The 19,997-nt window shown below is 59.7% G+C and carries 17 protein-coding genes; 12 read left to right on the top strand and 5 right to left on the bottom strand.

The window, feature by feature from the left end; all coding sequences use genetic code 11:
* Positions 1-99: 99 nt before the first annotated feature.
* Genes ACYVIT_RS04645 through ACYVIT_RS04630 form a run of 4 tightly spaced genes read left to right on the top strand, consistent with a single transcriptional unit; the run spans position 100 to position 5,660 of the window.
* Positions 100-1,635: a formate dehydrogenase beta subunit gene (locus ACYVIT_RS04645; RefSeq protein ID WP_415808459.1), complete on the top strand. Its 1,536-nt coding sequence runs from the start codon at positions 100-102 to the stop codon at positions 1,633-1,635.
* A 17-nt stretch (positions 1,636-1,652) separates the two neighbouring features.
* Positions 1,653-4,538 (top strand): formate dehydrogenase subunit alpha, encoded by a 2,886-nt coding sequence (gene fdhF / locus ACYVIT_RS04640; RefSeq protein ID WP_415808437.1) that lies wholly within the window; start codon positions 1,653-1,655, stop codon positions 4,536-4,538.
* 30 nt (positions 4,539-4,568) lie between these two features.
* On the top strand, positions 4,569-5,399 hold the full coding sequence (fdhD, locus tag ACYVIT_RS04635; protein ID WP_415808438.1) for a formate dehydrogenase accessory sulfurtransferase FdhD: 831 nt from the start codon (positions 4,569-4,571) through the stop codon (positions 5,397-5,399).
* A 6-nt stretch (positions 5,400-5,405) separates the two neighbouring features.
* Positions 5,406-5,660: a formate dehydrogenase subunit delta gene (locus tag ACYVIT_RS04630; RefSeq protein ID WP_415808439.1), complete on the top strand. Its 255-nt coding sequence runs from the start codon at positions 5,406-5,408 to the stop codon at positions 5,658-5,660.
* A gap of 256 nt (positions 5,661-5,916) precedes the next feature.
* On the opposite strand, the gene ACYVIT_RS04625 is transcribed toward ACYVIT_RS04630, so the two are convergent.
* Positions 5,917-6,849 carry a LysR substrate-binding domain-containing protein gene (locus ACYVIT_RS04625; RefSeq protein WP_415807606.1) on the bottom strand — a complete coding sequence of 311 codons (933 nt, stop codon included), beginning with the start codon at positions 6,847-6,849 and terminating at the stop codon, positions 5,917-5,919.
* Positions 6,850-6,971: 122 nt separating this feature from the next.
* Between ACYVIT_RS04625 and ACYVIT_RS04620 the strand changes: the two genes are divergently transcribed.
* The 6 genes from ACYVIT_RS04620 (at position 6,972) to ACYVIT_RS04595 (ending at position 13,618) form a co-directional block, all read left to right on the top strand.
* Positions 6,972-8,114 (top strand): CaiB/BaiF CoA transferase family protein, encoded by a 1,143-nt coding sequence (locus ACYVIT_RS04620; protein WP_415807607.1) that lies wholly within the window; start codon positions 6,972-6,974, stop codon positions 8,112-8,114.
* A gap of 47 nt (positions 8,115-8,161) precedes the next feature.
* A complete protein-coding gene (gene oxlT, locus ACYVIT_RS04615) occupies positions 8,162-9,463 on the top strand; it encodes an oxalate/formate MFS antiporter (RefSeq protein WP_415807608.1) in 1,302 nt (433 codons plus the stop codon).
* Positions 9,464-9,494: 31 nt separating this feature from the next.
* Positions 9,495-10,391 carry a dioxygenase family protein gene (locus tag ACYVIT_RS04610; RefSeq protein WP_415807609.1) on the top strand — a complete coding sequence of 299 codons (897 nt, stop codon included), beginning with the start codon at positions 9,495-9,497 and terminating at the stop codon, positions 10,389-10,391.
* A 51-nt stretch (positions 10,392-10,442) separates the two neighbouring features.
* Entirely contained in the window at positions 10,443-11,249 is an 807-nt protein-coding gene (locus tag ACYVIT_RS04605; RefSeq protein ID WP_415807610.1) for a citryl-CoA lyase, read from the top strand.
* Between the two features lie 78 nt (positions 11,250-11,327).
* A complete protein-coding gene (locus ACYVIT_RS04600; protein WP_415807611.1) occupies positions 11,328-12,338 on the top strand; it encodes a Bug family tripartite tricarboxylate transporter substrate binding protein in 1,011 nt (336 codons plus the stop codon).
* Positions 12,339-12,490: 152 nt separating this feature from the next.
* Entirely contained in the window at positions 12,491-13,618 is a 1,128-nt protein-coding gene (locus ACYVIT_RS04595; protein WP_415807612.1) for a methyltransferase, read from the top strand.
* Between the two features lie 32 nt (positions 13,619-13,650).
* Here ACYVIT_RS04595 and ACYVIT_RS04590 read toward each other — a convergent pair whose 3' ends face one another.
* Together ACYVIT_RS04590 and ACYVIT_RS04585 are read right to left on the bottom strand one after the other, a co-directional pair.
* Positions 13,651-14,661 (bottom strand): alpha/beta hydrolase, encoded by a 1,011-nt coding sequence (locus tag ACYVIT_RS04590; protein WP_415807613.1) that lies wholly within the window; start codon positions 14,659-14,661, stop codon positions 13,651-13,653.
* Between the two features lie 24 nt (positions 14,662-14,685).
* Positions 14,686-15,543, bottom strand: a complete 858-nt coding sequence (locus ACYVIT_RS04585; protein WP_415807614.1) for an MBL fold metallo-hydrolase — start codon at positions 15,541-15,543, stop codon at positions 14,686-14,688.
* A gap of 214 nt (positions 15,544-15,757) precedes the next feature.
* Here ACYVIT_RS04585 and ACYVIT_RS04580 point away from each other — a divergent pair, with 214 nt between their 5' ends.
* Complete coding sequence (locus tag ACYVIT_RS04580; RefSeq protein ID WP_415807615.1) at positions 15,758-16,693, top strand: LysR family transcriptional regulator; 936 nt, start codon at positions 15,758-15,760, stop codon at positions 16,691-16,693.
* Between the two features lie 147 nt (positions 16,694-16,840).
* Positions 16,841-18,757 (top strand): bifunctional metallophosphatase/5'-nucleotidase, encoded by a 1,917-nt coding sequence (locus ACYVIT_RS04575; protein ID WP_415807616.1) that lies wholly within the window; start codon positions 16,841-16,843, stop codon positions 18,755-18,757.
* Positions 18,758-18,841: 84 nt separating this feature from the next.
* Here ACYVIT_RS04575 and ACYVIT_RS04570 read toward each other — a convergent pair whose 3' ends face one another.
* Positions 18,842-19,372: a chromate transporter gene (locus tag ACYVIT_RS04570; RefSeq protein ID WP_415807617.1), complete on the bottom strand. Its 531-nt coding sequence runs from the start codon at positions 19,370-19,372 to the stop codon at positions 18,842-18,844.
* On the bottom strand, positions 19,369-19,944 hold the full coding sequence (locus tag ACYVIT_RS04565; protein WP_415807618.1) for a chromate transporter: 576 nt from the start codon (positions 19,942-19,944) through the stop codon (positions 19,369-19,371). Before ACYVIT_RS04565 ends, ACYVIT_RS04570 begins: the two co-directional genes overlap by 4 nt.
* Positions 19,945-19,997: the final 53 nt, after the last annotated feature.

Below are 19,997 nucleotides of genomic sequence, written 5' to 3'. Positions count from 1 at the left end.
GTGACGACTGATGGCGTCAACGCCGCATCGTCGACAGGCGTTTCAGCCAAACCTGACATCATCACCATCTACCTGCCCCGCGATGCAGCGGCACTGGCCATGGACGCCGACGCCGTCGCGCTGGCCATCGAACAAGAAGCCCGCCGCCGCAATCTCACGATCCAGCTAGTGCGCAACGGATCGCGCGGCATGCTTTGGCTGGAGCCACTGGCCGAAATCGTGACGCCGGCGGGCCGCATCGCCTATGGCCCTGTCCAGGTCGAAGACGTCGCCAGCCTGTTCGAAGCCGATTGGCTGCATGGCGGCGCGCATCCCCTGAATCTGGGATTGACCGAAGCGATTCCCTATCTCAAAAACCAGCAGCGCCTGACGTTTTCCCGAGTCGGCATCACCGATCCGTTGTCCACGGACCACTACCTCGCTCACGACGGGTTGCAAGGCTTACGGCGGGCACTGACGATGACGCCGGAGCAGATCGTCGAGGAAGTCACGACGTCCGGATTGCGCGGGCGAGGCGGTGCCGCCTTTCCGACGGGCATCAAGTGGAAAACCGTCCTGACCACACCCGCGCCGCAGAAATACATCGTCTGCAATGCGGACGAAGGCGACTCCGGTACTTTCTCCGATAGGCTCATCATGGAGGGCGATCCCTTTCTGTTGATCGAAGGCATGACCATCGCCGGCCTGGCGGTCGGCGCGACCTACGGCTATATCTATGTCCGTTCGGAATACCCCCAAGCCATCGACACGCTCAATGCAGCCATCGCCCGGGCTCACCATGCAGGCTGGCTGGGTGACGATATACAAGGCAGCGGCAAACGTTTTGACCTCGAGGTCCGCAAAGGCGCCGGCGCCTATATCTGCGGCGAGGAAACGTCGCTGCTCGAAAGCCTGGAGGGCAAACGTGGTGTCGTGCGCGCCAAGCCTCCGTTACCCGCGATCTCCGGATTGTTCGGCCAACCCACCGTCATCAACAACCTGATTTCGCTCGCCACGGTGCCCGTGATTCTGGCGCGCGGGGCTGCGTATTACCGCGACTATGGCATGGGCCGTTCACAAGGCACGCTGCCCTTCCAACTGGCGGGCAATCTGAAACACGGCGGCCTGGTCGAAGTCGCATTCGGCATCACACTGCGCGAGTTGCTGTACGACTACGGCGGCGGCAGTGCCTCGGGCAGGCCTCTGCGCGCAGTACAAGTCGGTGGTCCGCTAGGCGCCTACCTCCCTGAATCCCAATGGGATGTACCGTTGGACTACGAGGCATACGTCAAGATCTCGGCCATGGTAGGCCATGGCGGCATTGTCGCCTTTGACGATACGGTCGACATGAGCCGCATGGCGCGTTATGCCATGGAGTTCTGCGCCGTCGAGTCCTGTGGCAAATGCACGCCCTGCCGCATCGGTGCGGTACGCGGACAGGAAACGCTGGACAAAATCCGTGCCCGCGGCCCGCAACACGAGCAGCACATTCATCTGCTGCGCGATCTGTGCGACACCATGCTGGGCGGCTCGCTCTGTGCATTGGGCGGCATGACGCCCTACCCGGTGCTATCCGCGCTGAACCATTTCCCTGAAGACTTCGGCATCGCAGCGCCTGCCACGTCCGGCAACCCAACCGCCTCTCATCAGGCCTGATTCGAACGAGACCCGCCATGCTCGAAACCGTCATCAAACGCGACCGCGATCTGGGCACGCCCGCCCGCGGCACACAAGCGGATGCCCGCCTCGTTACCCTGACTATCGACGGCCAGGAAATCTCCGTCCCCGAAGGCACCTCCGTCATGCGTGCCGCGGCCGAGGCCGGTATCAACATCCCGAAACTCTGCGCCACCGACAGCCTGGAGCCTTTTGGCTCGTGCCGTTTGTGCCTGGTGCAGATCGAGGGCCGGCGCGGCTATCCCGCCTCATGCACCACGCCCGTCGAAGACGGCATGGTAGTCGCCACCGAAACGCCCAAACTACATGATCTGCGGCGCGGCGTCATGGAGCTTTATATCTCCGACCACCCGCTCGACTGTCTGACCTGCCCTGCCAACGGCGACTGCGAGCTGCAGGACATGGCAGGCGTAGTGGGATTGCGCGCGGTGCGTTATGGCTACGACGGCGCCAATCATCTGAAAGACGAAACCGACGCGTCCAATCCATACTTTTCCTACGATCCGTCCAAATGCATCGTCTGCAACCGTTGCGTGCGCGCCTGTGAGGAAACCCAGGGCACATTCGCGTTGACGATTTCCGGTAAGGGCTTTGCCTCGCGCGTGACCGCCGGCCAGAACCAATCGTTCCTGGAAAGCGATTGCGTTTCCTGCGGCGCCTGTGTCCAGGCATGCCCGACATCTACCCTGCAAGAAAAATCCGTCATCATGATGGGCCAGGCCGAACACTCGGTCATCACGACCTGCGCCTATTGCGGTGTCGGTTGCGGTTTCAAGGCCGAAATGAAAGGCCAGGAAGTCGTGCGCATGGTGCCCTGGAAAGACGGCCAGGCCAATCGCGGCCATGCCTGCGTCAAGGGCCGATTCGCCTGGGGCTACACCACGCACAAGGAACGCGTGCTCAAGCCCATGATCCGAAAACACATCACGGATCCCTGGCGCGAGGTCTCGTGGGAAGAAGCCATCGCCTACACCGCGTCGGAATTCCGCCGCCTGCAGGCCACGTATGGCCGCGATTCCATCGGGGGCATCACATCCTCGCGCTGTACCAACGAAGAAACCTGGCTCGTACAGAAACTCGTTCGTGCGGCCTTTGGCACCAACAACGTCGACACCTGCGCCCGCGTCTGCCATTCGCCGACCGGCTATGGCCTGAAGCAGACCCTGGGTGAATCCGCGGGCACGCAGACATTTGATTCGGTCATGCATACCGATGTGGTCGTCCTGATGGGCTCGAATCCCAGCAGCGCGCATCCGGTCTTTGCGTCGCGCCTGAAGCGCCGTCTGCGCCAGGGCGCGCGCTTGATCGTCATCGATCCGCGCCGCATCGAGCTGGTGAACTCGGCGCATATCAAGGCCGACTATCACCTGCCCGTGCGTCCCGGCACCAACGTCGCTTTGTTGACCGCGCTGGCGCATGTCATCGTCACGGAAAACCTGGTCGCCGAGGACTTCGTGGCACAACGTTGCGAAGCCAAAGCCTTTAACGAATGGCGCGACTTTGTGGCGCGCCCCGAAAATTCGCCAGAAGCCACTGCAGACATCACAGGCGTGCCTGCGACGGATGTGCGCGGCGCGGCCCGACTCTACGCCACAGGCGGCAATGGATCGATCTATTACGGCCTGGGCGTCACGGAACACAGCCAAGGCTCGACCGCCGTCATGGCCATCGCCAACCTGGCCATGGCCACGGGCAACATCGGCCGCGAAGGCGTAGGCGTGAACCCCATGCGCGGCCAGAACAACGTGCAAGGCTCCTGCGACATGGGCTCGTTCCCGCATGAGCTGCCGGGTTACCGTCACGTCTCCGATAACGCAGCACGTGCGCAATTCGAGGCCGACTGGGGCGTCACCCTGCAACCCGAGCCGGGCCTGCGCATCCCCAACATGTTCGAGGCCGCGTTGGGCGGCAGTTTCAAGGGACTGTACTGCCAGGGCGAGGACATCGTGCAGTCCGATCCCAATACGCAGCACGTGGCTGCCTCGCTGGCGGCAATGGAATGCATCGTGGTCCAGGACCTGTTCCTGAACGAAACGGCCAAATACGCGCACGTCTTCCTGCCCGGCTCATCGTTCCTGGAAAAAGACGGCACCTTCACCAATGCCGAACGCCGCATCTCGCGCGTGCGCAAAGTCATGGAGCCTCGCAACGGCATGGCCGATTGGGAAGTCACCGTCGCACTCTCGAATGCGCTGGGCTATCCCATGAACTACGCGCACCCCAGCGAAATCATGGACGAGATCGCCCGGCTCACGCCTACGTTCACCGGTGTGACCTACGCCAAACTCGATCAAATGGGCAGCCTGCAATGGCCCTGCAACGAGGCTGCGCCCGATGGCACGCCCATCATGCATATTGATGAATTCGTCCGGGGCAAAGGCAAATTCATGATCACCAAATACGTCCCGTCGGATGAGCGCAGCACACGCAAGTTCCCGCTGCTACTGACGACGGGGCGCATTCTGTCTCAGTACAACGTGGGCGCCCAGACCCGCCGCACGCACAATGTGGCCTGGCACAGCGAAGACGTGCTGGAAATGCATCCCCAGGACGCCGAAGACCGCGGCGTATCCGAAGGCGATTGGGTCGGCGTGCAAAGCCGCTCGGGCGAAACGGTGCTGCGCGCCACCCTGACCGACCGCGTGCAGCCGGGCGTGGTGTACACCACCTTCCATTTTCCCGAGTCCGGCGCCAACGTAGTGACCACAGACAATTCCGACTGGGCAACCAACTGCCCGGAATACAAGGTCACCGCGGTGCAACTGATGCGTGTCTCGCAACCGTCTGAATGGCAACGCCAATGGTCGCGCTTCACCGACATTCAGCACAAACTGCTGAGCGAGCGTGCCCGTGACAACGAAGCTGCCGTCGTCAGTAAATAGATCGTCTCCTTCGATACAAGTATTGATTTCATGGATCGTCAACCTTCGTTCATCCGGCATCGCGCAGACTGCGCGCAGACCTCTGTCGTGCGCGTGCGAGGCGGCACGACAGAGTCTGTCACGCAAGTCGATCGCGTCGCCGAGGAAACGCCCATCGCATTGGAATACAACGGCATCAGCCACGCGACGATGCTCGCCTCGCCTGCCGATCTGGAAGACTTTGCACTGGGCTTTTCCTTGACGGAGGGCATCATCGATCGGCCCACCGACGTGCGTGGCATCGATGTCGTCCCGCAGCACGACGGCATCGTTGTGCAGATCGAGATTTCGAGCGCCTGCGAGGTCCGCCTGAAAGAACGCCGGCGCGCGATGGCAGGCCGCACAGGTTGCGGGCTGTGCGGTGTTGAAACCCTGCCGGAGGTGTTGCGGGCAGTCGCACCTGCTCCCGATGCGTCGCCTGTCGCGATATCGGCGATTCTGCGGGCGATGCGGGCAATGCGGGCGAGCCAGACTTTGCACGACATCACTGGGGCGACTCATGCCGCGGCATGGGCCGATACCGATGGCCAGGTTCACATGGTGCGCGAGGACGTTGGACGTCATAACGCCTTGGACAAGCTGATCGGTGCGCTGGCCCGTCGTGATGAACCGTTCCAGCAGGGCTTGGCCCTGGTGTCGAGCCGCGCCAGTTTCGAAATGGTGCAAAAGTGCGCGGCTGCCGGGATCGGCATCCTGGCGGCGGTCTCGGCACCGACTGCGCTGGCGATTCGGCTGGCACAAAACACTAACGTGGCATTGCTTGGTTTCGTACGCAATGCCGACGCCACCATTTACTCACATGCTGAACGCATCCAGAGCTGAACCGTCATGGATATTGCCAACTTGATCCGCATGGCCAATCGCATCGGCGATTACTTCGATGCCCTGCCCGACCGCGAAGAAGCCCTCGAAGGCGCCGCCACACATATTCAAAAATCCTGGGAACCCCGCATGCGCATTGCGTTGCTGGATTTCCTGGCTCAGCACGCGGATGGCCAGGGTGATGAGGTCCGCCTGCATGCGTTGATGGTCGAGGCGGTTACGCGATACCGGACGCGGCTGGTTCCGGTGCGAGCTGTTTGATCGCTCCTGTGGGTTTAGGCTGGTGCTGCAGGTTTCGGGCTGCTTTTGCGGGTCGTGTTTTCGTTTGCTGTCGTTAGAAATGAGTTCTTTTGGCGTCGGTGCGGGGCAGTGGCCGTGTTGGGGCTTCGCGTGGTCGGTCGGCCGCCTGCGCGGCCGACACCGCTTCGTCAACCTCGTCGCTACGCTCCTTCGGTTTCCCTCGCTCGACCACGAGGCGCCCCAACACGGCCACTGCCCCGCACCGACTCGCAATGTCTCAGGCTCGGTTTAACGCTGGGGCGAGTTTTTGCTGCTTGGGCCTCGTGGAAGTGGAGGCCATGGCTGTCTTGCGGATCAGGGCTGCGAAGGCTCTTGTCAACTTGGATTGAGGCTGGTCGTTCTTGAACAGAAGACCCGGTGTTCTCATCGGGGTGGGGCCCTCTAGAGGCAGGGCGCATAGTCCTTTACTTTCGTCTACGGCGCTGGTTGCGACGATGGCGCCGATGTGCATGCGAGAGATCAATCCGAACATGGCGTTTACGGTGTTCATTTCTGCGATGATGTTTGGCGCTGCGCCGGCTGCGCTGAAAAACTCGTCCAGCATGCGACGGGTGGAAAAGCTGCGCGGCAGCATGACCAAGGGCTCTCGATGCAGTTCTATCATTCGAATTCGCTTCCGACGTGCCCAGGGATGGGTCTTGGCCACGACGAGGACGAGTTCTTCGTTGAATAAGGGTTCAAAGCGTAAACCGGAACGTAATTCGGGACGATAGGCCACACCCATGTCCAATTGGCCCGCGTCCAGACTGGCGACGATGGCGTCGGCCGGCAGTTCCTCGATCACGACTTTCACGGTGGCATGCCGTGACAGAAATTGAGCGACGCACTCAGGGATGAATCCCAGATTGAACGTGTGCGTGGTGCCGACCCGCAGGACGCCCGACATGGAGACGTCACGCGCTTTTAATTCACCCAGGCCTTGATCTATTTCTGATAAAGCGCGAGAGGCGTACTCCAGAAATGCCTCGCCCGCTTCAGTCAGAAAGACGCGTTTTCCGATTCTGTCAAAGAGCGATTGCCCTATTTCGTCTTCGAGCTGGCGAATTTGATGGGACAACGTCGATTGCGTGACGTGCACGCTTTCAGCGGCACGTGTGAAGTTCAATGTCCCCGCCAGCGCAATGAAGTATCTGAGATGACGTAACTCCATATTTGCCCCAATCAATCGATGACATCAATGATAACTGGAGAAAATAATCATTTCTATCTTTTGTTTGGCTCGATTAGCCTTGCTCCAGCTCTCACTCCTTCTTACGCTCGAGGACGACACGCATGGCCAAAGTATTGGATGGAATTACCGTCGTAGAACAAGGCACGTTCATCACTGGACCCGCGGCAGGAATGCTGCTTGCCGATCTGGGAGCCAATGTCATCAAAGTCGAACAGCCTGACACGGGTGATCCGTTCCGCGCATTCAAGGGAGGACTCTACAGCCCGCACTTCCAGACCTATAACCGCAACAAGCGCAGCATTACGCTCAATACCAAACAGGCGGATGACGTCGAGGTTTTCGACGCGCTGATACGTGAGGCGGATGTCTACATTCAGAATTTTCGACCGGGTGCTGCGGCGCGCCTTGGTGCAGGCGAAACGCGGCTGCGTCAGATCAATCCACGACTGATTTACTGTGCGATCAGCGGATTCGGGCAAACCGGCCCCTCCTCAGGACGGCCTGCCTATGACACGGTAGCGCAGGCGGCGAGCGGTTTTCTCAATCTATTGATCAATCCCGAAAACCCTCGTGTTGTCGGCCCTGCCATCGCGGATGCGTTGACGGGCTTTTATGCGGCCTACGGCATTCTGGGTGCGCTGGTCGAGCGCAGCCGAACGGGCGTGGGCCGCTCGGTCGAGGTGTCGATGCTGGAGGCGATGAGCCACTTCAATCTGGATGCGTTTACCCATTTCTTTGCCGAGAACGAGGTGATGGGTCCTTATAGCCGGCCCAGCGTTTCGCAGTCTTATACGTTGAAATGCGCAGATGGGAAATGGGTAGCGCTGCACATGTCGTCGCCCGAAAAATTCTGGCAAGGACTGGCTCGAGCGATTGAGCGTCCGGCACTTTTTGAGGACGAGCGTTTCGCTACCCGCGAGGCGCGTATTGACAATCAAGCGACACTGATCGATTTATTGGGCTCGATTTTCGTGACGCGCACTCGTGACGAATGGTGCCGGCGGCTTGAGGCCGAGGACGTCCCGCATGCGCCTATGTACGACACCAGCGAAGCACTGCAGGATCCCCAGGCAAAGCATCTGCAGCTTGAAATTGAAGGAACGCACCCGACGCTCGGCGCCTGGAAGACCGTTCGATCGCCGGTGAGCTTCGATGGCGAAAGGCCTCTGGACGTCGTTCCCCCGCCACTGCTTGGCGAACACAGCGCTGAAATCAGGGCTGCACTGCTGGCAAAGCAGAAATGAACCGACATTGAGTAGATGGTCCCCAAAAATAATGAATGGAGACAACCGTGACGCTCTCAACAACGCCCGCAATAGCGGCCTCAGGGCCCGCCGATCAAAGCCGCAGCACCCAACCGTGGATTCAACTGGTACTCGGCATGATTGCCATGATGGCAATCTCCAGCCCCCAGTATGTCTGGGCGCTTTTCGTACAACCGTTTAAAAGCTCACTTGACGTTTCGCTGTCGGCCCTGCAAGTCACCTTTGCGTTGTTCAGCATTTTTCAATGCGGGATCGGCCCTCTGCATGGCGAACTGGCCAGCCGATTTTCCTCTCGGGTCTTTGCCGCGGCAGGCGGCTTGCTGGTAGGGCTCAGTTGGATAAGTTCGGCCTATGTCACCTCGCTGCCGCTGCTGTATATCACCTACGGCGTGCTCTCGGGTATCGGTACAGGATGGGTGTATGTCGCCGTCATCGAGCTCATGGTGCAGTGGTTTCCGCGCCGCAGAGGGTTTGCGGTCGGCATGGCGGCAGGCTGTTATGGACTCGGTGCGATTGTCACCACATTCCCCATCGCGTCCAGCATCCGCGAGCACGGCCTGCAAACAACGTTGGTGGTTTTCGGTATGGTGTTATCTGCCGTCATCGTGCTCGCGTCATTAGGCATGAAACGCGCAAGCGCACCGTCGCGCGCCGAGCCCTCTGCCCAGCCGGGCATGGCGTCCAGGCGTGATTTCAATTCGCGTGAAATGTTGCGCACCCCGTTGTTCTGGCTGATGTTTTTCATTATGGCCCTGGTCGCCACGGGCGGGCTCATGGCCATCTCTCAACTCGGCGCACTCGCGGTGCATTTCGGCATATCGGATCAGACACTCGTGTTGGGGATGGCGGCACTGCCGCTCGCGCTCACCCTGGATCGTGCTGCGAACGGACTGACTCGTCCTTTTTTTGGATGGATATCCGACAGAATCGGTCGCGAGCCAACCATGCTGATCGCCTTTCTGATGGAAGCCGTCTCCATCCTGCTACTGCTCAAGTTCGGATCGAACCCTGTCGCATTCGTCTTGCTGTCTGCGGTCGTGTTCTTTGGCTGGGGAGAAATCTATTCCTTGTTTCCTTCTCTGCAGGCCGACGCATTCGGGACAACACATGCCGCCAGGAATTTCGGCTACCTGCTGATCGCAACAGCGGTCGGCTCTATCCTGGGAGGCCCTCTCGCCGCGTTGTTATACGAGAAAACACAATCCTGGGATCTGATCTTCTACTCCATTGCCGGACTCGACATCCTCGCAGCGCTGCTTGCGTTCTTTGTGCTGCAACCCATGCGTATTCGTTGGGTGAATAATGCCCTTCTACAAAAACGAGCGTAAAGCCCTAGAACACGATTAAAGGAGAACACAATTGAACGATCAGCAAAGTCTGGACCTGACTCAGGCAGTGATTGCGCGATTGGCAGACACTCAGGATGCGCGATTCAAGACGCTAATGACTGCTCTCATCACCAAGTTGCATGAATTCATCCGCGAAGTCGATTTAACCCCCGAAGAATGGATGTCCGCGATTGAATTTCTGACGCAAACCGGCCAAACCTGTACCGACAAGCGGCAGGAGTTCATCTTGCTGTCCGACACATTGGGCGCGTCCATGCAAGTCGTCATGTCGGCTCAGGCCCGCGCATCGGCCATTACCCCCGGCTCAGCCACTGCGACAGCCGCCACCGAGGCCACGGTTCAGGGCCCGTACTACTGGGCTGGCGCCCCACACAAGGAAATGGGCAGCAACATCGCAGAAGGTGTCGCGGGCGAACCCGCCTACTACCACGGCCGCGTCACGGATCTGCAAGGCAATCCCCTTTCCGGTGTCGTGCTGGATGTCTGGTCAGGCGACGGCGAAGGCGTCTACGACATGCAAATCGAAGGCCAAACCGACATGCTCGCACGCGCGCGCTTCGTGACAGGCGAGGATGGGCGCTATGCATTCTGGTCGATCCGGCCCAGCTACTACCCTATTCCCATGGATGGTCCGGTGGGTGTCATGATCAACAAAATAGGTCAACACCCGAATCGCCCCGGCCATATCCACTTCAAACTCTCCGCCCCAGGCTACGTCGATATCACCACCCACTTATTCGTCGCCAACAGCCCGTACATCGACTCCGATGTGGTCTTCGGTGTACGAGACAGTCTGATCGTCGACTTTCAACATCATCCGCTAGGCACCGCAGGTGATGGCCGAACGCTCGCCACGCCTTTTTGGAGCGCATTGTTCGATTTCAGCCTTGCACCCGTTCGCATGTGAATCAACGCCCTCGTCTCTTGACGATACTCCCTCTACTTTTCAGACAAAATCATGAAAATCGGTAAAGCCACCATCCCTCGTAGTGCGATCTGCACCTCGGACGAACACACCATCGTCGTGCGCGGCAAGGATCTCTGCAAAGACCTCATCGGCCACATTTCCTTCACGGATTACTTTCATCTATTGGTCACCGGTCAACGTCCCAGCGCCACAGCGACGGCCGTGCTCGACGCCACCCTTGTTGCTATCGCGGAACATGGCCTGGTGCCCAGCGTGCAAGCCAGCCGAATGACGCTCGCCGCTGCGCCCGATGCGCTGCAGGGCGCCGTCGCAGCCGGCATCCTGGGATGCGGTTCGGTCATTCTTGGAGCATCGGAATATGCAGGACGATTGTTCGTTGCGATTCAAGAACGCCAGGCCACAGGCGCCACGCTGGAAGCAGCGGTTCAGGCAGAACTGCAAGAGTACCGTGCCGCACGTAAAGCGATTCCGGGTTACGGCCATCCGCTGCACAAGGAACGGGACCCCCGTGTCGCACGGCTGCTCGAGGTCGCCCGGATCAACGGCGCAGAGCTGAACTACATTGCCATTGCCGAAGAAATAGAAAAACAGATTCCAGCCATCATCGGCAAAGATCTCCGGCTCAACGTCTCGGCGGCGATCCCCGCTGTGCTGCTGGGCGTAGGCTTTCCCTTGGCCGCATTAAAAGGCGTACCCATCCTGGCCAGAACGGCCGGTTTGATTGCACACCTCACCGAAGAACTCCAGGCGTCCATCGGGTTTGCGTTGTCCTATCAAGCCACGCGCGAATTGCAATACGACGGCGAAGTTCCGCCAGGATTTGGTTCAGGCCAATAACCAACACGGCTGCAGCACACATCCCCTGCGGCGGCAGCCAATGCCCGCAGACAGAACAAAAACTCAGGAGGAGATTTCATGACGGCACGCTATACCCCTCGCACTCGACTCAGCATACTGCTACACAAAACCGTGGCGATTGCTGCAAGCACAGGCCTTCTGGCACTGGTCGCCATATCGGCCCACGCTCAGAACTACCCCGCGCAATCGATAAGGATGATCGTCCCCTTCGGTCCAGGAACATCCACTGACACCGTGGCACGCATCATGGCCAACGGCATGGCAGAGTCACTCGGGAAAACCATCATTGTTGAAAACAAAGCCGGTGCGGGCGGCACGATCGGCACGGAACAAGTCGCCCGCGCTCCCGCGGATGGATACACCATCGTAATGGGTACCGTTGGCACGCACGCGATCAACAAAACCCTCTACAAGAAGCTGGGCTACGACCCCGTCAAAGACTTCGTGCCCCTTGGATTAGTTGGCCAGACGCCCACCCTGCTAGTCGTTAAAGCCGACTCGCCGTTGCGCTCGCTCAACGATCTGGCGACGGCCGCCGCCAAGCCGGGAGGCATCAGCTTTGGATCGGCCGGCAACGGCACCTCGGGACATCTCGCCGGCGAACTGCTGAAAATGCGTCTGGGTGGCGAAATGACACACGTGCCCTATAAGGAAGGAGGTATGGCCGTCACCGACGTCATTTCAGGACAAACCCAGTTCATGTTCTATCACCCCGCCGCGACCCTGCCACACATCAAATCGGGCAAACTGAGAGCATTGGGTAGCTCCGGTGCGACGCGCAGCGCGTCTGCACCCGACGTTCCGACCATAGCCGAGCAGACCGGCAAGGATTTCGACCTGGTCGCCTGGTTCATGATTTACGCCCCGGCCGCCACGCCAACGCCCATCATCGAGACCCTGCGAAAAGCCGCTCGAGCCGCACTTTCCAATCAGGACGTAGCAGCGAAACTCAGCAATCAGGGAATCGAACAACGCCCTCTCACCACTGAGGAACTCGGCACATTCACCCAAGACGAAATCAGCAAATGGGCCGAACTCGTCACACAATCTGGTGCTCAGATAGATTAGATCGCCGCCCCGAGCAGCCAGGCCGGGGCGCGTAATCACGTTTCCGTGGACACTGGCATAGGTAGTTGACGTGAGTGACCGGCCTCATGGGCAGTTGAGCCGTACATTGGAGAAACTGCTACATTGCCAAGCATTCACTCTTTGCCTTCGCCATGTCCGCTTTACCTCTCGTCCATTGGACCGAATCCGACCAAGCCCAGACAGCCTTTTGGCGCTCCGAATCAGCAGCACCTGCGCCGACGCGCATTCAGATCGCGGGCGATCAATTGTCGGCGGATGCGGCTTATCGTTTAGTCTGCGAAGGCACACAGCTCCTGTGGCGCGGCGATTTTCATAACGCGCGGCAGCTATTGCAGGCGCTGGCGCGCCGTATCGACAAGAAAAAACGCAAACCAGCGGCAACGCCGCTGGAGGCATTCAACCAGCATCGCCAAGCGCAATCACAACGCGCCCGGTTGTTGAGCAGCGTACTGGTGCCTTTCGACGCAGATCACACTATTCCCCTGCGCCGGGCCCCTGACGTCCAACAAGCCTGCCTGGAGGCCTATGGCCCGGCCACCGCCCCTTACTTGGCGTCCCTGCGTGAACTACAAGGTATCGTCGGCGCCCATGAATGGCGCAAAAAAGGGGTTCCCATCCCCGCCCTCAACGCCCGCATTCACCCTCACTACGGCGTGTTTTCACCGGTGCGCGGCGAATACATCGATCTCGTCGCACGCGCCCCGCTCCCAGCGGACACATCGTTGGCATACGACATAGGCACGGGCACCGGCGTCCTGGCTGCCGTCCTGGCACAGCGCGGCGTCAAACAAATCATTGCTACCGACCAAGACCCACGCGCTCTGGCATGCGCACAAGAAAACCTGGTCCGGCTAGGCTTACCTTCACGCGTCACCCTGACGCAAACCGACATGTTTCCCGACGGCCAGGCCCCCTTGATCGTCTGCAATCCTCCTTGGCTGCCCGCACGTCCCAGTGCGCCCGTCGAATACGCCATTTACGACCCCGACAGCCGCATGCTGCGCGCATTCCTGCAAGGGCTCTCCACCCACCTCGCCCCCAAAGGCGAAGCCTGGCTGATCCTGTCAGACCTGGCCGAACACCTGGGCCTGCGTGCTCCTGACGAATTGTCCACACTGATCACCAACGCCGGCCTGCGCATCGTAGACCGCCTGACGGCGCGCCCCACCCATGGCCGCGCATCAGACCCCACCGATCCGCTGCACGCCGCCCGCGCAGCCGAAGTCACTTCATTGTGGCGCCTGTCACGCCTCGGTTAGCACGATATCCGGCACCCCGGCCGTTCAAGTTGCTAGCGGTTCTGCAGGGAAACTTCAGGCACAAATTCTTCGTCGAAGAAATCACGGATCGCTCTGTATGCGAGGAGCCGATTTTTCTCCAGCAGAACGAGATGGGTGGCTTCGCCGATCTCGACCCATTTGCGATATGGCGCATGCTTCAGCTCGAGAAAAAGCGCCTGTGCGAGGTCGATGGGTACGTCGATATCCCACTCGCCATGCACCAGCAGCACGGGGACCCGGATGTCCGACGGGTTGTAATACTTGCGGCCGGCGCGCCAATAGTCGCGGATGTCCTGGATCGGCCCATTGCTCGCACGGATCAAATCAGGCGTACGTTCTTTGCTCCATGGATCTTCGGCCAGCGTGAAGTCCGCCCATTGCTCGAACCAACCATCCGGTATCAAGGTGGCGCGCCCATACTCAGGCGCGGTGCTCAGCCACCGCGCCTTGCTTTCCCGTACCGGGACCAACCGATAGGCGCTCAGTGGACCGCCCGCATCGATCGGGATCGGTTTGTCGCTGAGCCACTGAGGCGCGAGCAGCGACAGCTTCTCGACTTTGTCTTCGTTGCGGCTGGTATAGGCGCCCGCCACGGTGCCGCCCCAGGACATGCCGAACACGCAGACACGCTCCAGACCACGAAGCGAACGGACGTGATCCACCACCGCACCCAGGTCGCGGACACCGATATCGGTTCCGACCACGGGAGCGGAATCGTCTGCAGGCGACTCCATCTCCGATGGACGTGACGAATGTCCGTAGCCCCGGACATCCAAGGCGTGGACGTCGTAGCCCGCCGCAGCCAGGAAATCCAGGAAGGACATGCCGTTGAACGGCACATCGTAAAGACTGCCTGATGAGAACGTCGCGCCGTGAATCATGACGATGGTGCGATCTGCGCGAAAGTGCGTCATCGAGGCAGGACGCTTGTTGCGTACATGAATCTCGATGCCTGTGTCGGCGGGCACGTGGTATTGCTCGAACACGAGTTCTGTGCCGCCGGATACGTATTTCCTGGTCATGATGAACATCCTGAGAAAAAGTATTTATTCGTAGCGCCAGTCAAAGCGATCGCCGTGGCGAGTCACGTAACCGGCCGAGCTCTCTGCGAAATGGGGTGTGAAAAAGAGCAACCGGCGTTCGGCTGCATATTCGAGTGCCCACCGGCGCGATGCACGCGCCTCGTCCTGCCATTCACAGAAGACGGAGTTCCAGTCTGGGCGAACGACTTGCAATGGATGGTGCATCACGTCGCCACTGAACAGCGCCTGTTTACCCTCGGAGCGCAGCTCGATCGACATGTGTCCGATGCTGTGCCCCTCCGACGGATGAAAGACGAATTGATCGAGAAACTCACCACCGGCATCGCCAATGCGTTCGACCTGTCCAGACGCGATGATTGGCGCAACGCTGTCTTCGTAGACGCCCAAGCTGGGCACGTTGACGTCGTTATGGCTTGCCGGACTACTGTAGTAGTCCTCTTCGGCTCGGGCGAACACATGACGGGCATTGGGAAAGGTAGGAACCCAGCGGCCATCCACGAGTCTTGTATTCCAGCCGACGTGGTCGACGTGAAGATGCGTATGAAGAACGTAGTCCACATCCTCGGGCTTCACCCCTGCCGCGGCCAGACGCTGCAAATACGGTGTCTGCAGTCGATGAAAGACCGTGTTCTGTGGCCGCTCCTTGTCGTTGCCGGAGCCGGTGTCGATGAGAATCGTGTGGTGCCTGGTCCGTACCAGCCAGGAATGGATGCTTTGAATCAGATTTCCGGTGCTGGCATCCATGTTGCTGGGTGTGAGCCAGTGTAGATTTCTTTCCAGTTCCTCAGCATCCCATTGGGGGTACAGAAAGGATGGCGGAGCGACATTCAGCCGCATTTCTTCGATCTTCGTGACGGTCACGTCACCAATCCGGTAGATTTTGTTCGTGTGGGGCATATTTCAACGGACCTGGTTGGCAATTGAAGGCGGCATCGCGAGGCGCATGAGGATGGCAGAGCTATCAAATATTGCGATACCATTCTCCACCGCTACTGGGGGTTCGGTGAAAGCTTAAGGGAGAGGCCCGCAGGTCGGTTAGTCGTTAGATTCGATATGAGGTATCGGAATGTTCGATATGAAAAGATCGGAGTTATACCTCTTGATCTCGCTGGACACATTGCTGGACGAACTGAACGTGACACGCGCCGCGCAGCGCCTGCATATCAGCCAGCCGACACTATCGGGCCACCTGGCCCGCCTGCGCGAACTGTTCCAGGACCCGTTGCTTGTGCCTTCGGAAACGGGCCGCGGCATGGTGCCGACCGAAAGAGCGCTTGCGCTGCGTGCGGGCCTGGCAGATGCCCTTGCGAAACTCCGCGACGCCGTGGCGCAGCCGCACGAGTTCGATCCTCAGACCTCGACAAGGACCTTTGTCGTCGCAACGAACGACAGCGTGTTCACGATCCTGGCACTGGACGTGATGACGGAGGTGATGAGCTACGGCAACCCCGAGTTGCGGATGTCCGTCGTGCCCGCCGACGATGCCGGGCTGGTAGAGCGCATGGCACGCCGCGAAGTCGACTTGTTTCTCGGGGATATCGACAAGGTTCCAGAGACGCTGAAGGCACGGTTTCTGCTCAGCGATGATTTCGTGCTGGCGCAGCGCCACGGCCACCCCCGAGGGATCGGCGCCCCCGATCTGGCAGAGTATTGCGCCCTGCACCATGTCGTTGTTTCAGCCCGCGCGGAGTTCTCCACGCCAGTGGATGCAGTGCTGGAGAAACTGGGTGTGGAAAGAAATGTCGTTGCCACCGTCCCCAGCTACAACCAGGTGGCACTCGTTCTGTCTCAGACTGACGGCGTCGCCAGTCTTCCGAGGCAATTGCTCCAGCGCTATGCCGCGTTTGTTGATCTGATCCCTCTGCCATTTAGCATCCCGTCGTTTCGCTTGGCGATGGCATGGCATCCACGAGCACAAAGCGACCCCGCCGGCATATGGATCAGAGACCGCTTCCTGGAAATAGGCCAGCGAGCAAGAACCACAAGCTCGGATCCTGTTTTTCCCGCCTGAATAGAACACAACCCGCCAAACAAGGACAACACCTCTAGTCCCTCACCGCCCGCCCACTTTCACATCCCCGTCATGCAACGTTAATCCCCCCGTAACCTCCCTGCCCAATCATTCCTCTTCCGCAAAGACACATTACGACACACTGCGATGAAGAACTGGAAGAGGACCACCCAAGTCTTGATGCTAAGCAGCCTGACCCTGCTAGCCGCCTGCAGCAACAGCGACGACGATGACGACGACAACGCGTCGCCCACGCCGCCCGTCAGCCAGGCAATGGACCTGACGATCCTGCACATCAACGACCATCACTCCAATCTGGACAGCAAAAGCAAAACGCTGCTGTTGAAAAACGCCGCTGGCACCCAGACCGAAGCCACCGTTGACGCCGGCGGCTTCCCGCGCGTCACCGCAGCCATCAACGAGTTGGCAGCCGCATCCACCAATGTGCTCAAACTGCACGCGGGCGACGCCATGACCGGCACCCTGTACTTCAACCGCGCAGGCGAGGCCGGAGAAGCCGACGCCGCCCTGATGAACACCGTGTGCTTCGATGCCATGACGCTCGGCAACCATGAATTCGACAAAGGCGACAGCGGCCTGCATCGATTCATCGAGCTCCTGCATGCAGGCACTTGCCAGACGCCGCTGCTCAGCGCCAACGTCAGCTTCGGCCCCAGCTCCCCCCTGAATGCAGCCAACGCACCCAACTGGGTTCAGCCTTCGATCACGCTAGAACGCGGCGGCCAATCCATCGGCCTGATCGGTTTGACCATCGCCGGCAAAACGCAGCAATCGTCCAGTCCCGATCCCGGCACCACCTTTTCCGACGAAACCGAAGCCGCCCAAACACAGATCGATGCGTTGCGCGCCCAAGGCGTCAACAAAATCATCCTGATGAGCCATATCGGCTATAGCTACGACAAGGAAATCATCCCTAACCTGAGCGGCGTCGACGTCGTCGTAGGCGGCGATTCCCATTCATTGCTGGGCCCCGACGCGATGAAAACCTACGACATAGGCACACCCGCAGGCGCCTATCCCACCGAACTGACCGACAAAGACGGCAAGCGCGTGTGCCTGGTACAAGCCAGGGAATACTCCCAAGTCGTCGGAGAACTCAAAGTCAGCTTTGATGCCAATGGAGACGTCACGGCATGCAGCGGCACGCCCCATGTCCTGATCGGCGACACACTTACCGTCGGCGGCACCGCCCCCAACGCAGCAGACGAAGCCGCCATGCAGGCCGACATCGCAGCCAGCGGCATCCTGCGCGTACAAGCACCCGACGCCAACGCCATGGCTACCCTGCAGCCGTTCAAAGCGCAAGTCGATGCCTATAGCCAGAGCGTGGTCGCCAACGTGCCGCAAGAACTCTGCTCGCGCCGTGTCCCCGGCGGTCCTGGCTCTGTCGATTACGGCCGATCCAGCGCAGCCTGCAACGCCGAAGGCAGCGTCAACGTCCGCGGCGGAGACATCCAGCAACTCGTCGCCCAGGCCTATCTGGAAGTCGCCAATGCCGAATACGGCGGCGCGGACATCTCGCTGCAAAGCGGCGGTGGCGTACGCGTCCCGCTCGAGGGCAACGTAACAGCCGCTAATGTCATCGAAGTCCTGCCGTTCGGCAACATGTTGTGGCGCCTGGACATCACCGGCACCGAAGTCATCGGCATGCTAGAAGACGGCCTCGATGCGGTATATGGCGACGGTGGCACCACCGGCCCCTATCCCTACACCGGCGGCCTGCGTTATGACGTCAACAGCCTGGCCACCAAGGGCAGCCGTGTGTCCAATGTGGAAGTCTTCGACTCGACCACAAACACTTGGCAGTCCCTGGATTCGGCCCGCACCTACAAGCTGTTTGTCTTGAGTTTCAATGCGACCGGTGGCGACGGCTACACCACGCTGGCCAACGTACCCGCTGATCGCCGCCAGGACATCGGTGTGCTGGATGCCGACGTGCTGCAGACCTACATCGATATGCAGGCGAAGGACGCCAACACGAACCTGCCGGTCCTGAACCGGCTGCCCGTCGAGTTGTACAGCACCAAGCACTACGTCGAGTAACGCTTCCTGCACAACACCGCAAGCCATAGCAAAACGGCCGGGATATTGCCTATCCCGGCCGTTTTTGCATAATGAGCCCGACATTCAAGGCTGCCCGATTCCGCTCAACCCTATCAACGCTCCCGCCAACAACATCCACAACGGATGCACACGGCTGAAAATCGTCACGGCAGCCACGAGCGCGGTAATTCCCCCCAGTACCCACGTATGCACCGAGGCCTCCGTGATCAACGACGCGCTGGCCGCCATCAACCCGACCGTCATGGGGAAAATACCCGCCTGCACGACACGCCGCCAGGGCTTGTCCTTGAACCTTTCCCACAATCCCAATGCAACAGCCGTCAAGATCGACGACGGCCCGAACTTCGCAATCGTCGTAACCAAAGCTCCCTGCCAACCTGCCACATTCCACCCCACCAGCGTCACAATCATCAGATTGGGGCCAGGCGCGGCCTGACTCAACGCGAACAACGCGCTGAAATCGGCATTCGACATCCATTGATGGATCTCCACGACCTGCCGCTGCATCTCGGGCAAAATCGTATTGCCGCCGCCAAAAGCCAGCACCGACAACTGCGTAAAAATAACGAAGAGCGAAATCAGTACGGCAATCATCGCGTCAGCCTCCAGGTCACCAGAATGCTGATCGGTGTCAACACCAGCATTGTCGGCAGCAAGGGCGTACGCAGCACAGCGATGCAAATAAAACATGCCACGGCCACGGCGATACCCGCCCATTTGCCGCGCAACGGTTTGGCGATTTTCACGGCCATCGAAATCAGCAGGCCCGCAGCCGCAGCAGCCAAACCAGCGAACAGATGTTGAATATGCGGATCATCCGCATACCGGTCGTACACCATGCCCAGCGCAATGACGATGAAAGACGGCGCGGCGATCAGGCCCATCAAGGCCGCAAACGCTCCCTTGACCCCGCGGAATTTCATGCCCAGCGCCACAGACATGTTGATGATGTTGCCGCCCGGCAAAAACTGGCACAGCCCGAGCAGCTCCGTGAAATCCTCGGAAGACAGCCAGCGATGTTTCTCCACGACCATGTGACGCGCCAATGGCAGCGCTCCCCCAAAGGCACTCAATCCCAACCAGAAAAAACCCTTGAACAGGTCCCAGCAGGTAGGTGGCGGTGAATCGGATGCAGGGGATACGGCAGTCGAAGACGGGGTGTTCATCAAAATTCCAGCAGAGATCGGGACGCGATGATTCCTGTGCAGCGAGCAAGCTG

It is taken from the genome of Bordetella muralis (assembly GCF_054781015.1).
The sequence above is the reverse complement of the archived record's forward strand: the minus strand, read 5'-3'. Positions and strand labels throughout refer to the sequence as shown.

What these genes read in the sequence shown, in the direction of transcription:
- ACYVIT_RS04570 (WP_415807617.1), bottom strand. Translation starts at nt 19,372, where the DNA reads ATGATTGCCGTACTGATTTCGCTCTTCGTTATTTTTACGCAGTTGTCG.
- fdhF (WP_415808437.1), top strand. Translation starts at nt 1,653, where the DNA reads ATGCTCGAAACCGTCATCAAACGCGACCGCGATCTGGGCACGCCCGCC.
- ACYVIT_RS04645 (WP_415808459.1), top strand. Translation starts at nt 100, where the DNA reads ATGGACGCCGACGCCGTCGCGCTGGCCATCGAACAAGAAGCCCGCCGC.
- ACYVIT_RS04605 (WP_415807610.1), top strand. Translation starts at nt 10,443, where the DNA reads ATGAAAATCGGTAAAGCCACCATCCCTCGTAGTGCGATCTGCACCTCG.
- fdhD (WP_415808438.1), top strand. Translation starts at nt 4,569, where the DNA reads ATGGATCGTCAACCTTCGTTCATCCGGCATCGCGCAGACTGCGCGCAG.
- ACYVIT_RS04580 (WP_415807615.1), top strand. Translation starts at nt 15,758, where the DNA reads ATGAAAAGATCGGAGTTATACCTCTTGATCTCGCTGGACACATTGCTG.
- ACYVIT_RS04595 (WP_415807612.1), top strand. Translation starts at nt 12,491, where the DNA reads ATGTCCGCTTTACCTCTCGTCCATTGGACCGAATCCGACCAAGCCCAG.
- ACYVIT_RS04600 (WP_415807611.1), top strand. Translation starts at nt 11,328, where the DNA reads ATGACGGCACGCTATACCCCTCGCACTCGACTCAGCATACTGCTACAC.
- ACYVIT_RS04620 (WP_415807607.1), top strand. Translation starts at nt 6,972, where the DNA reads ATGGCCAAAGTATTGGATGGAATTACCGTCGTAGAACAAGGCACGTTC.
- ACYVIT_RS04625 (WP_415807606.1), bottom strand. Translation starts at nt 6,849, where the DNA reads ATGGAGTTACGTCATCTCAGATACTTCATTGCGCTGGCGGGGACATTG.
- ACYVIT_RS04565 (WP_415807618.1), bottom strand. Translation starts at nt 19,944, where the DNA reads ATGAACACCCCGTCTTCGACTGCCGTATCCCCTGCATCCGATTCACCG.
- ACYVIT_RS04575 (WP_415807616.1), top strand. Translation starts at nt 16,841, where the DNA reads ATGAAGAACTGGAAGAGGACCACCCAAGTCTTGATGCTAAGCAGCCTG.
- ACYVIT_RS04590 (WP_415807613.1), bottom strand. Translation starts at nt 14,661, where the DNA reads ATGACCAGGAAATACGTATCCGGCGGCACAGAACTCGTGTTCGAGCAA.
- ACYVIT_RS04630 (WP_415808439.1), top strand. Translation starts at nt 5,406, where the DNA reads ATGGATATTGCCAACTTGATCCGCATGGCCAATCGCATCGGCGATTAC.